This window comes from Mesorhizobium sp. WSM3864, assembly GCF_002294955.1.
Taxonomy (GTDB): Bacteria; Pseudomonadota; Alphaproteobacteria; order Rhizobiales; family Rhizobiaceae; genus Mesorhizobium.
Window position 1 is genome coordinate 402603 of record NZ_NSGD01000002.1, and the last position, 11892, is coordinate 414494.

At 61.9% G+C, this 11892-nt stretch carries 13 protein-coding genes; 7 read left to right on the forward strand and 6 right to left on the reverse strand.

Features of this window, described 5'->3' with window-relative positions:
- Window positions 1–51: 51 nt before the first annotated feature.
- Genes CK215_RS06155 through CK215_RS06165 form a run of 3 tightly spaced genes read right to left on the reverse strand, consistent with a single transcriptional unit; the run spans window position 52 to window position 2896 of the window.
- Window positions 52–723, reverse strand: coding sequence for a 4-carboxy-4-hydroxy-2-oxoadipate aldolase/oxaloacetate decarboxylase (locus CK215_RS06155; RefSeq protein WP_095830409.1), 672 nt, complete (start codon window positions 721–723; stop codon window positions 52–54).
- Window positions 724–759: 36 nt separating this feature from the next.
- Window positions 760–1782 (reverse strand): amidohydrolase family protein, encoded by a 1023-nt coding sequence (locus CK215_RS06160; protein ID WP_095830598.1) that lies wholly within the window; start codon window positions 1780–1782, stop codon window positions 760–762.
- A gap of 19 nt (window positions 1783–1801) precedes the next feature.
- Window positions 1802–2896, reverse strand: a complete 1095-nt coding sequence (locus CK215_RS06165; protein WP_206517803.1) for an alcohol dehydrogenase catalytic domain-containing protein — start codon at window positions 2894–2896, stop codon at window positions 1802–1804.
- Window positions 2897–3135: 239 nt separating this feature from the next.
- Here CK215_RS06165 and CK215_RS06170 point away from each other — a divergent pair, with 239 nt between their 5' ends.
- Window positions 3136–3489, forward strand: coding sequence for a DoxX family membrane protein (locus CK215_RS06170; protein WP_066997887.1), 354 nt, complete (start codon window positions 3136–3138; stop codon window positions 3487–3489).
- Between the two features lie 28 nt (window positions 3490–3517).
- Window positions 3518–4057 carry a cupin domain-containing protein gene (locus tag CK215_RS06175; protein WP_095777956.1) on the forward strand — a complete coding sequence of 180 codons (540 nt, stop codon included), beginning with the start codon at window positions 3518–3520 and terminating at the stop codon, window positions 4055–4057.
- Between the two features lie 56 nt (window positions 4058–4113).
- Here CK215_RS06175 and CK215_RS06180 read toward each other — a convergent pair whose 3' ends face one another.
- Window positions 4114–5013: a LysR family transcriptional regulator gene (locus CK215_RS06180; RefSeq protein ID WP_095830411.1), complete on the reverse strand. Its 900-nt coding sequence runs from the start codon at window positions 5011–5013 to the stop codon at window positions 4114–4116.
- A gap of 107 nt (window positions 5014–5120) precedes the next feature.
- Between CK215_RS06180 and CK215_RS06185 the strand changes: the two genes are divergently transcribed.
- The 3 genes from CK215_RS06185 to CK215_RS06195 all read left to right on the forward strand — a co-directional run bounded on the left by CK215_RS06185 (window position 5121) and on the right by CK215_RS06195 (window position 8406).
- The gene (locus CK215_RS06185) at window positions 5121–6500 is read left to right on the forward strand and encodes an aminomethyltransferase family protein (RefSeq protein ID WP_095777958.1); all 1380 of its coding nucleotides are present in this window, start codon (window positions 5121–5123) and stop codon (window positions 6498–6500) included.
- A 156-nt stretch (window positions 6501–6656) separates the two neighbouring features.
- Entirely contained in the window at window positions 6657–7505 is an 849-nt protein-coding gene (gene purU / locus CK215_RS06190) for a formyltetrahydrofolate deformylase (RefSeq protein ID WP_095781685.1), read from the forward strand.
- A 16-nt stretch (window positions 7506–7521) separates the two neighbouring features.
- The gene (locus CK215_RS06195; RefSeq protein WP_095830412.1) at window positions 7522–8406 is read left to right on the forward strand and encodes a methylenetetrahydrofolate reductase; all 885 of its coding nucleotides are present in this window, start codon (window positions 7522–7524) and stop codon (window positions 8404–8406) included.
- 183 nt (window positions 8407–8589) lie between these two features.
- On the opposite strand, the gene CK215_RS06200 is transcribed toward CK215_RS06195, so the two are convergent.
- Together CK215_RS06200 and CK215_RS06205 are read right to left on the reverse strand one after the other, a co-directional pair.
- Entirely contained in the window at window positions 8590–9174 is a 585-nt protein-coding gene (locus CK215_RS06200; protein WP_095827120.1) for a YceI family protein, read from the reverse strand.
- A gap of 34 nt (window positions 9175–9208) precedes the next feature.
- Entirely contained in the window at window positions 9209–9946 is a 738-nt protein-coding gene (locus CK215_RS06205; protein ID WP_141245457.1) for a hypothetical protein, read from the reverse strand.
- Window positions 9947–10389: 443 nt separating this feature from the next.
- Between CK215_RS06205 and CK215_RS06210 the strand changes: the two genes are divergently transcribed.
- Window positions 10390–11184, forward strand: a complete 795-nt coding sequence (locus CK215_RS06210) for an ABC transporter ATP-binding protein (protein ID WP_066997917.1) — start codon at window positions 10390–10392, stop codon at window positions 11182–11184.
- Window positions 11181–11891, forward strand: a complete 711-nt coding sequence (locus CK215_RS06215) for an ABC transporter ATP-binding protein (RefSeq protein WP_095830414.1) — start codon at window positions 11181–11183, stop codon at window positions 11889–11891. Before CK215_RS06210 ends, CK215_RS06215 begins: the two co-directional genes overlap by 4 nt.
- Window position 11892: the final 1 nt, after the last annotated feature.

The following is an 11892-nucleotide window of genomic DNA, read 5'->3' on the forward strand; positions in this document are numbered from 1 at the left end:
GCCACGCCACGTTGGAAGGCCGACCGATTCTCCTTCGTGGACGTCGGGTGCCTATTCGTAGACAAGTCCCTTCAAGCGCAGCCGTTCGCGCATTGAGTTGACGTCCAGGCTGAGCTTGCCTGCAGCGTAGAGGCGACGTTTGTCTTCCTCGGCCGCCTCCCGCTCTCGTGCCGTTCTCGCAACCAACTCGGCATTGGCACGGGGCACCACGCAGACGCCATCATCATCGGCGACGATCACGTCGCCAGGGCAGATGCGGGCACCGGCGCAGATGATCGGAAGCTGGCAATCGCACAGCGTCTCCTTAACTGTTCCCTGAGCGAAGATCGCCTTCGACCAGACCGGGAACTTCATCGCTCGCAAAGCAGCCACATCGCGCACGCCGGCATCGATCACGAGGCCTCGGATGCCGAGCGCCATCGCCGATTCAGCCAGAAGGTCGCCGAAAAATCCGTCTTCGCATGGAGAGATCGGAGTCACGACGAGCACATCGCCCGGCCGCGCCTGCTCCAATGCAACATGAATGGTCCAGTTGTCGCCCGGCGCCACCTCGCAGGTAAGCGCATTGCCGCCGATCCTGGCGCCGTCATAGATGGGACGCAGCCGCGAGGCCAGCAGCCCCTTGCGTCCCTGGGCCTCGTGAACGGTTGCCACCCCCAGCGCGCCCAGTGCGTCGCACACTTCGATCGGCGTACGTTCGGTGTTTGTCACGACTTTTGCCATTGATATCTCCAGAGATTCGTGCCTGGCCGGACCTCGCTAGCGACGCTGTCGCTTGAGCCTCTCGTCCAGCCGCGGGTAGACTTTGCGCGCATTGCCCTCGAACACTGCCGCGCGGTCGGCTTCGTCGAGGCCCAAAGCATCGATGTAACGGCGCGTGTCGTCGAAGTTGAAGCCGGTCAGCGGGTCAACCGCCTTGACCGCGCCCAGCAGTTCCGAGCCGAAGAGGATGTTGTCCGGACCGATCACGCGAAACAGCGTGTCGATCCCCGCCTGGTGGTAGACGCAGGTGTCGAAATAGACGTTGCGCATCAGGTGCGTGGCGAGATCCGGCTTTTCCATCATGATTGCCAGCCCGCGATAGCGGCCCCAGTGATAGGGAGCGGCGCCGCCGCCGTGGGGAATGATTAGCTTGAGGTCTGGGAAATCGCGAAACAGGTCGCCCTGGATCAGCTGCATGAACACGGTAGTGTCGGCATTGATGTAGTGCGCTCCGGTGGTGTGCAGGCAGGCCGAGCACGCGCCCGAGACATGGATCATGGCCGGCACCTGGAGCTCGACCATCTTCTCGAAGAGCGGATACCAGTAGCGGTCATAGATTGGCGGCGCGGACCAGAAGCCGCCGGACGGATCGGGGTTGAGATTGCAGCCGACGAAGCCGAGCTCGTCCACACAGCGCTCGAGTTCAGCCAGCACAGGAGCCAGGTCACCGCTCATCGACTGCGGCAGCTGGCAGACACCGGCAAAGTTCAGCGGGAACAGGTCCACGATGCGCGCAATGAGATCATTGGAGACACGGGACCATTCGGCATTCAGCGCAGCGCTGCCGACATGATGACCCATGCCCGAGGCCCGGGGCGACAAAATTGTCAGGTCCGAGCCGCGCTCCCGCTGAAGACGAAGCTGGTTGTCTTCGACGGTCGCGCGAAGCGTCTCGTCGCTTATGCCGGGATAGACCGGACCTGCGTCGCGCTGGCCCTCGGCAAACGCCACCTGGGCCTTGCGATAGGCATGATGCGCCGGGGGCTCGGTGGTGTAGTGACCGTGGCAGTCGATTATCATGGCATTCTCCAACCGCAGCTCAGGGCTCCAGCACGTAGTTGGTGAAGCCACCGTCGCCCGAGGCTACGCCGTTGATCGCCTCATTGATCTGGTCCAGCGGATAGGTGCGGGCTTCCAGCACGGACAGGTCGACCGCCCCGGACCGGACCAGCTCGGCTATCTCGATACCCTCCGCGGTGCTGAGCCAGGCCGAACCGGTGAGCACCATCGAATTGTCCATCCACCATTTGGTGTTGAACAGCATGTCGGCGCCCGTACCGCCGATGTTCACGATGGTGCCGCCGCGTTTGACGCCCATCATCGCGTCCCTCATGGCGTTGACGTCAGCCACCGCGCCAAGGCTGTCGAGCATGAAATCCGCGCCGGAGTGGTGCTTGGAGCGCACCCAGTCCGCGACCTTGCCGTCCAGGCTGGAAAAAATCTCGATCCGGTTCGGCGCGAGGCGCTTCAGCTTTTCCAGCAATGGCTTGCCGCGCGCGACCGCATAGATGGTGGAAATCCCCATGGCGAGCGCGAACATGGTGGCGCCGACACCCAGCGTGCCGGTCGCGCCGTTGATGATCAGCGACTTGCCCGCAAGGTTGCCCAGCTTCTTGAGCGCCGAATAGGACGTGCCGAGATAGCCCATGCGGGCAGCCTGCGGAAACGTCATATTGTCGGGTATCTTGACGATGGCGCTCTGGGGCGCGCGCATGAATTGAGCGAAGCCGCCGCCGGGATAGCGCTTGTAGATTTCGAGGCTGTTGCGATTGAACCCGAAATATCCGGCGAAGGTGAAGTAGTCGCACTTCATCTGGTTGCCGCTGGCGCAGGCGTGGCAGGCACCGCACGAACGCAACGGATTGACGTAGACGCGGTCTCCGGGCTTCAAGGCAACGACCTGCTCGCCCACTTCGTGCACGATGCCGGCGGGGTCAAGGCCAAACGTCGCGGGCTTGGGAGGCAGCGGCTGGTGAGGATACCAGTTCTCCCAGTTGTTCAGCACGTTGGCGAGGTTCGGGACCATACCGCAGGCTTTGACCTCGACCACGACATCTGTTCCGCACGCTCGAGGCTTGGCGATCTCCTCGATCCGCATTGGTTCGTTTACCGCATGCAACCGTGCGGCGCGCATCATCACTGTCACGATGTTCCTCCTCAAATACCGCCAACCGGATCGAGTTGACATTCCGATTGGACTGTGGATACCGTATAGTATCTGGATTGGGTGACGCAAGACCCGATTTGCGGTGTCGGTACCAACCATCGCTGCTGCCCTCGGGCCTACGCTCGATTTCGCAGGGTGGCTGGCGGCCAAAACCGGGCCCGCTCACAACGACTGCAGGCGTCACGCTGCTGGGGAGGAGACGTACAATGCCGTTCGAGTTGCAGCCTCAGGACTGCCTGAGGATCCTATGTGGAGTCTGGTTCCTGCCGCATCTGATCGGGAAGGTCAGGAACTTCGATAAGGCGCCGGTTACATTTGAGAAGGCCGGTCTGAAGCCTGGCAAGGCATTCCTTGTCCTGACAATCGTCCTCGAGGTGCTTGCCGCGCTCGGCATGATTTTCAACGTCTATTCGAAAGCAGCAACCGGTTGCGCGATCGTCGTGCTGCTCGGAGCAGCCTACGCAGTGGTGAAGATCAACGGCGCCAAATGGCGCTGGCAGCAGATGGGACCGGAGTTCCCGCTTTTTTGGGCGCTCGCTTGCCTCATCTCGGCACTGTGACTTTGAACATCTACCTGGGAGGTTTCATATGAAGGTTCGGCGCGTCGTCACTGGCAGGGACAACGCCGGCAAGTCAGTGGTCGTCAGCGACGGCCCCTCCCCTGGGGAAATGGTCCTGCGCCACACGCCAGGTTTCGTATCGTCGCCACAGTGGAAAATCGAGGGGGCGCCAGAGCTGGGGAGCATCGACTACAAGGACCCCATGGAGACGACCGGCACCATGGTCATGCCGGCAGGCGGATCATCGTTCTGGATCATTACTTTCCCTCCGGACAGCGTCTACATTTCATCGGAATGGGATCCCGCGGTGGCCGGTCCCGAACTCATCGAGGCATCACCTGGCATTGCCGAGCGGATGGAGCCGGACAGCCCTGGCATGCACCAGACCCCGACCGTCGACTACGTCACGGTGGTCAGGGGCAGACTGATCCTGGAACTCGATGCCGGCAGGACTGTCGAGCTAAATGCCGGTGACACCGTGGTCCAGCAGGGCACTCGTCACGCATGGCGCAATCCAGGCGACCAGCCGGCGACGATCTCCGTGATCATGCTCGGCGCCACTGTCTGACGCGGCGGTTACCATCCCAGAGAGACCACACCAGCCTCGGCTGGGCTTCGGACCGCTCAGATCGTTGCCGCCACGTCGGCGAGGATCTGGCGCGTCCACGCATGCAGGCCCGAATAGTGAGAACGCTCGGTCCAATACATGTCGATCTGGATCAGCACCTCGAGGGGGAAAGGTTTTAACGTCAACTTGTCCGAAAGCCGGCGGGCCAGGCGATAGGGAATGGTCGCGACCAGCTCCGTGCCCCGGATCAATGCTTCGAGATTGTCGTGGCTCGGCACGATCACGCTCGGCGTAATCCTGACGTCGATTGCCCGAAGCGCCGCGAAGTACAACGCCTCCCACTGGCCATTGTGGGTCACGGCGATATGCCGCGTCTGCCGGTAGCGATCCATCGTCAGTTCGCCGGCCGCAAGCGGATGGCTGCAATCCATGATGCAAGCGTAGCGGTCGGTGAAGAGTTTACGCCGGTAGTAGATATCGCCGAAAATCGCCACCGGGCCGAGCACGATATCGCAAATGTTTTCCTTGAGCTGCTGCTTGCCGTGCACGGCGGATTCAAAAATGTTGACCGCGATCTGGGGCGCCTGCTGCTGGACCTGGCGCACGAAGGCCGGCATCAGGAACATACGCTCGTGATGGTTACAGGAGATCGTCACGCTGCCCGTGGACGTAGCGGGATCAAAACCTTGCAGAGAGGACAACGCCTGCATGCGCTCGAGGACATCGCGCGCTTCCTGGGCGAGTTGACGGCATTTGTCGGTCGACAGGATCGAGTTGCCCTGCCGAACGAATATCGGGTCGTTGAAGGCCTTTCGAAGCCGCTTGATCGAATAGCTGATCGTCGACTGGTTGACGCCGAGGCGCTCCGACGCCTCTGAAAAGGACCGGCAGTCGTTGACCATGACCAATGCCTGCAAAGCACTCAGGTCGATCTGGGCAAGTTCCTCCGACAGCATGGCGCCTACTTTCTATGCAAAATTTCGATCACCTGTATCGAACCTATTGGGTTGTTAGATGTCCTGCAAGGGCTTAGCCGGAAAGGAGCTGCACAGGAGGATTGAAAATGGCTGCTAATCTCGAACAGAAGATCGCTGACGCTGGAAGCGCCCAAACCATGCTCTGGGAATCGCAGAGCCCGCCGATCGTCAGCACGCCGGTGACGCCGGAATTCACCAACTGGCGCGACGAACAGCTCGCTTGGCGCAGCAACGCCGTGCTCTATGACCAGTCGCACCATCTCGCCGACCTGAACATCCGCGGCAAGGATGCGCTGAAGCTCATCCGCGACACGGCGATCAACAGCGTTGAATACTTTCCCGTCAACGCCGCGAAGCAGTATGTAGCGGTCAACGACGAGGGCCAGCTCATCGGCGACAACATCCTGTTCCGCTATGAGGAAGACGAATTCCAGGCGGTGGGCATTCCGCCGACGATCAACTGGCTTCAGTATCATGCCGAGACCGGCGGTTATGACGTCGAGCTTGTGCGGGACAATCCGTCCTATGCCCGCAAGGGAAATCCGCTGTGCTACCGCTACGAGATCCAGGGACCTGGCGCGTTCAACGTGATCCGGGAACTCATCGGCGGCGAGCCGCCGGATGTGAAGTTCTTCCACGGCACCCGCTTCACGATCGCCGGCAAGATGGTCCGCGCGCTTCGCCACGGCATGGCGGGCGAACCAGGCTTCGAGTTCGTCGGGCCCTGGGCCGATCATGAGGTCGTTCGGGCCGCTCTGCTCGAGGCGGGCAAAAAGCACAACATGATTCAGGTCGGCGGCCGGGCGTACCTGACCAACTCGCTCGAGTCCGGATGGCTTCCGCGCCCGTTGCCGGCGTTCTACTCGGGCAAGAGCACGGCGGGCTTCCGCAAGTGGCTTGCCGCGGACGAGATCGATGCCAATGTGTCTCTAGGCGGAAGCTTCTTTTCCGAGAACATCGAGGACTATTATTTCTCGCCCTACGACGTGGGCTACGGAAAGATCGTCAAATTCGACCACGACTTCATCGGCCGCAAGGCGCTCGAGGCCCAGGTCGCCGACGGCCAGACCACGGCCAACCGCAAGGTGACGCTGCAGTGGAACGGCGACGACGTCGCCAAGGCGTGGGCCTCGATGTACCAGCCAGGTGTCGGAGCGAAGTTCATCAACCTTCCGATCGCCCACTACGCGACCTATCACTACGACCGGGTCGAGGCGCCAAACGGAAGCTTGGCCGGGCGTTCGCTTCATACCGGATACTCGGCCAACTACCGTTCGATGATGTCGATCGCGGTCGTGGATGCGGCAGTGGCAGAGCCTGGCACCGAACTGGTGGTGGTCTGGGGCGAGCCCAAGCCATCCTCCAAGGTGCAGGTTGAAGACCACGTGCAGTTCAAGATCCGCGCCACCGTCCACCCGGCGCCGATCGACGCGCACGCACGCACCAGCTATCGCAAGAACGCCTAAGCCGCACGCCTGAACCGAGGGCGGCATCACCGCCGCCCTCCCCTCACGGCAATCGCACCCGACGACAACAGACTGGCGGGACCTCCTGCCGGTGTCGCTTTGCGACGCGAGAAACCGCCTTGCCCTTCAGCTCGGCCGTCAACCCGGAGACCGGGTATGGAAAAGTCCTATCTGCTTACGCTCCAATGCAAGAACCGGCCGGGCATCGTCGCCGGCGTGGCGAGCCGTTTGGCAGCACATGGCGCCAACATCACCGCGGCCCAGCAATTCGACGACCCCGAAACGGATCGGTTCTTCATGAGGGTAGCGTTCGATTTGCCTTCGCCCCTCGATGATCTCGCCGGGCGTTTTTCCGAGGAGGTCAACCGCTTCGGCCTGCAATGGACATTGCGGCCCCAGAACCTGCCCCGCAAGGTTCTGCTGCTTGTCTCGAAATTCGACCACTGCCTGGTAGACCTGCTTTACCGCCAACGACTGGGCGAGTTGCCAATGCAGGTTGTCGCCATCGTCTCCAACCATCCGCGAGAAGGTCTCAACCTCGCCTCCGACGACGCCATTCCCTTCCACCACTTCCCGATCAGCCATGAGACCAAGGCCGCCCAGGAGGCGAAGATCAAGCGCGTGATCGAAGATAGCGGCGCCGAGCTTATCGTGCTGGCCCGCTATATGCAGATCCTATCCGACGACTTCTCAGCCTATCTCTCCGGCCGCTGCATCAACATCCACCATTCTTTCCTGCCGGGGTTCAAGGGCGCCAAGCCCTATCACCAGGCGCATGAGCGCGGCGTGAAGATGATCGGAGCAACGGCGCACTACGTCACCGAAGACTTGGACGAGGGTCCGATCATCGCCCAGGACGTCGAACATGTGACCCATGCCGACACGCCCGAGGACCTCGTTCGCAAGGGTCGGGACATCGAACGCCGCGTGCTGGCCCGCGCGGTCGCCTTCCACCTTCAGGATCGGGTCTTGCTCAATGGACGCAAGACCGTCGTCTTCGGCTAACAACGGAGCCACGCGCATGGAAAAAGCTGCTATCCGCCCCTCCGCTATCGACGCCTCGATCGAGATGGCGCCAAGCCAGGTGATCGACTCCCCTGACTTGCCGGGCCTTTTCCCGTCGGGGGTCCGGGTCTACATCACCGATATCGGCCTGGCGGACACGCCGACCCTGGTCAAGGCAGCGCGGCGCGTCGCGGACCTTGGCTACACCGCGGTTCCCCATATGGCCGCTCGCCGACTGACCACGCGCCAAGCGCTGGAAACGCGGGTGAAGGCTTTGGCTGAGGAAGCGGGTGTCCGCGACTTGCTCATCATCGGCGGCGACGTGGCTACCCCAGCCGGTTCATTTTCCTCCTCTTTCGAGGTGCTCGAGACTGGTTTCGTCGACAGGTACGGCATCACCGAGGTCGGTGTAGCCGGCCATCCGGAAGGCAGTCGCGACTTTGGCGACGAGGCGGCGATTGCAGCGCTCCGGATGAAGAGCGCCTGGGCCGAGCGGACCGGGGCAAAGATGCGTGTCGTCACCCAATTTGGCTTCGACGCGGACAAGTTCATCGCCTGGGCGGACGGCCTGGCGGTTTCCGGGGTGGACCTGCCGATCCATCTTGGCGTGGCCGGTCCCGCCAAGATCACGACCTTGCTAAAATACGCCGCCTTGTGCGGCGTCGGCAATTCGCTGAGTTTCTTGAAAAAGCGCAGCGCCTCGCTTGCCGCCCTTGCCACCAGTCACTCGCCGGAGAGCTTCGTCGGCCCGATCGAGCACCATGTGCGGGCAAAGCCGGAGTCGGCAATCGCGCTGCTGCATGTCTTTCCGTTTGGCGGCATCAAGAATACGGCCAGGTGGCTCTACGAGCGTGGCTCGTGGCAAGGCCTCGAAGCCGACGATCGCTCGTCGATCGCTTAAGCGCGTAGTTGCCTCCCGAGAGCCGAGCCAGACCATGGCGCGCCGATCGTCGGCGCGCCACGGTCTCTCGTTGCCGCGACATGGGCGAATGTTGCGGCACGATTGCTACGCGCAGCCTATCAGTCAGCACCGCCGGACATCCGCGAGGACGTCCGGCGCGCCCAGGACAACGCGAAGCCGCCGTCAGCTGCGGCCGCGCCCCTCCGTTTCAATGCGCAGCGTGACCTCGTCCCCGATCAGGGGAAGATTGGCCGTCATGCCGAAGTCGCTGCGCTTCAACTTGGCAGTCGCGCTGAAGCCGGCCTCAAGACTGCCGTCCCACGGGTTCTTGCCTTGGCCGTTGAAGGTCACGTCGAGCGTCACCGGCTTGGTCACACCGGCGATGGTGAGATCGCCCGTGATGGTGCCCTGCTTGTCGCTCGACTTGGTGAATTTGGTGCCGACGAAGGTGATGTCCGGAAACTCGGTGGCATTGAACCAGTCGGCGCCCTGGATGTCGCTATCGCGCTGGGCATTGTTGGTGGAGATGCTGGACACCTTGACCTTGGCCTGCAGCTTGCTGGCCTCAGGCGCGTCCTTGTCGAAGGTGAATTCCCCGGAGAACTCTTTTGCAACGCCGATGACGTTGGAGAAGCCGAGATGATTGATGAAGAACACGATGCCGGAATGAACCGGATCGATGTCGAACGTGATCGGCTGTGCGGTTGCCGGCCCGATTGGCGCCGATGCGAGTGCAGCTAGCAAAGCTAGTTTCAGTCTGTAGTTCATTCCATCCTCCTTTGTTGATGCACGAAAAGCGAATTCACAGCGGAAGGCTGAACCCCTTCCGTGCCAGCATCACTGCGACTGCCGCGACGGCCGGCACCAGGCAAAACCCTGCGAAGACGAACGTGGCGAGTGCAGGGGTTTTCTGATCGAGACGATCGAGGATCACGCGGCAGGCCGAAGGGACCAGGAAAAGCAGCAGGAGCACCGCAAGGGCGAGAAGGTCGATCTTACGAGTGATCAGCGCGACGGTCTGCGCCACAGCCATCATGCCCGCCGCTCCGCCGAGCAAGGATGCCCATCCGAAGCGGTAATTCGGCCGGGACAGGTGCCCAACCACGATGCCGGCGATGCCAAAGGCGACGCCAAGAGACAGTTGCAGGCTGGATGATGAAGCCCCCATGAAGGCAATGGGAGCAAAGCCTGCGCTGGCAACCGCGAGCATGATCGCAGGGCGCAGGCCTGATCCCTCATCGGGATAGTCAGCTTCCCGATGAAGCGCATATAGCGCTGCCGCTGCGGCCAGAGCGGCGACAACCAGGTCGAGAGGCTGCGCCAGGGCAATCGTATCGCCGATGTAAGCTGCTGAGGCGACCGGCATTGCCGCCAACAGCAACTGTCCGAGCCTGCGGCTGCCTGTCCATTCCGTCGCCACGCCCAGGATCGATCCAACCGCCGCCAGGTAGAACACCTTGTTGACGGCGCCGACCGGAGGGAAGGAGGGAAGGCGATTGTAGGTCAACCAGTAGGACAGGAAGAAGCCGAGCGGGATCAAGAGATCGTACCAACGGCGATCGACGCGCCCCCATCGCATCAGGCCGCTCAAGGCGAACGACAAAAGGCCGCAAATGGCGACCGCCAGCATAACGGCCTCCTGCGGCGATCGGGCAACGCCAATCACGTCGCATTACCGTTGTTGGCTACAGGATAGCGGGCACACGCTTGCGGCACCTTGCGGCAGGATGAAGTCACACCGTCCTCCCCGGTCTGAGTTCTCCATGACCGGCCCTTCCGGATACCGGTCAGATTTCAAATACCAAAGCGTATCTCACTAACCTTGTCAATCCAACTGGACAGCTGGCCGGAACCCGCCTCGCCTTAGTGCAGGTGCACCGGCGAAGTCGGTTGACATACGACTCAGACTTCAAATACTATATGGTATCTAAAGTGGGACAGACGCGGAAGCGCCGGTTCCGCTGACACGCCTGGGAGGAGTGCGTGGCTGTGCAGGAACATATCAGCGCCTATTTGCCTGTGCTCGCGGCGGATGGCGTATCGGTCAGCTTCGGAGGCGTGCAGGCGCTCGACAATGTCTCGCTCGACGTCGGCGATGGCGAGATTTGCGGCTTGATCGGCCCGAATGGCGCGGGCAAGACCACCTTCCTGAATGCCATCACCTGCCTTGCACGCCTTCAACGCGGCACCGTAGAGCTGTCGGGTCGGATAATCTCCAATTCGGCGGTGCGCGACATCATCGGTCTAGGGATCGCTCGGACATTCCAAAACGTCGGCGTATACGGCTCGCTGAGCGTCCTGGAGAACGTCATGCTCGGCGCACACCACAAGATGGGTGGAAAAGTCGCGCGTGCCCTTCTCAATCCCTTCGGTGCGTGGGCCGAGGAGAAGACGGTCCGCCGCAAGGCTGAATCAATTCTGGATGAATTGGGAATGGCCGCATTATCGAGCGTGCGCGCCGACTCCCTGCCCTATCCCTTGCAAAAGCGGATGGAGATCGCACGCGCCCTGGCGGCCGAGCCCAAGCTCCTGTTGCTGGATGAGCCGGCCGGCGGACTGACCCATGGCGAGGTCACCGAATTCGGCACCCTCGTCAATACGATCCGGCATAGCCGCAGGCTCTCGATCCTCCTGATCGAGCATCACATGGGTCTGGTGATGAGCCTGTGCGACCGGATCCATGTGTTCCACCTCGGTCGAAATCTGGCGTCAGGACGCCCCGAAGAAATCAGGACCAATGAAGCCGTCATCGGCGCCTACCTCGGGAGGAGCACGTGAGACTGCTTGACGTCCGCAATCTCTCGGCCTCCTACGGCAAGGTACGGGCGCTTTTTGACTGCTCGCTCGCAATCGCGCAGAACGAATTCGTCGTCCTGCTCGGCGCCAATGGCGCGGGAAAAACCACTTTGCTGCGCGCGCTTTCGGGCACGATCCGCTCGTCCGGCGAGATCGCCTATATGGGAGGCGACTTGCAAAAGATGGCGCCGGAACGGCGTCTGCAACGCGGCTTAGCGCAGATTCCCCAGGGCAGAGGCACTTTCACGGAATTCACCGTCGACGAGAATCTGACGCTGGGCGCCACAATCGTCTCCGATGCCCGCCAGGTCCGACAGGACAAGGAGCGGTGGTACGATCGCTTTCCGCGATTGCGCGAACGCCGCTCCCAACTGGCCGGCAATCTGAGCGGAGGCGAGCAGCAGATGCTCGCGGTTGCGCGAGCGCTCATGTCGCGGCCAAAACTGTTGCTATGCGACGAGCCGTCATTGGGTCTCGCGCCCGTCATCACGCGCGAAATATTCGGGATCTTCAAGGAACTCCGCGACATCGATGGGTTGACGCTCCTGGTCGTGGAGCAGAACGCGGACCTGTCGCTCAAGTTCGCCGACCGCGCCTATGTCATCGAGGCCGGGCATATCGTGGCCGGCGGCTCAGCCGGCGCGATACTTGCAAATGAGCATATCCAGAAATCTTACCTTGGGGACTAAC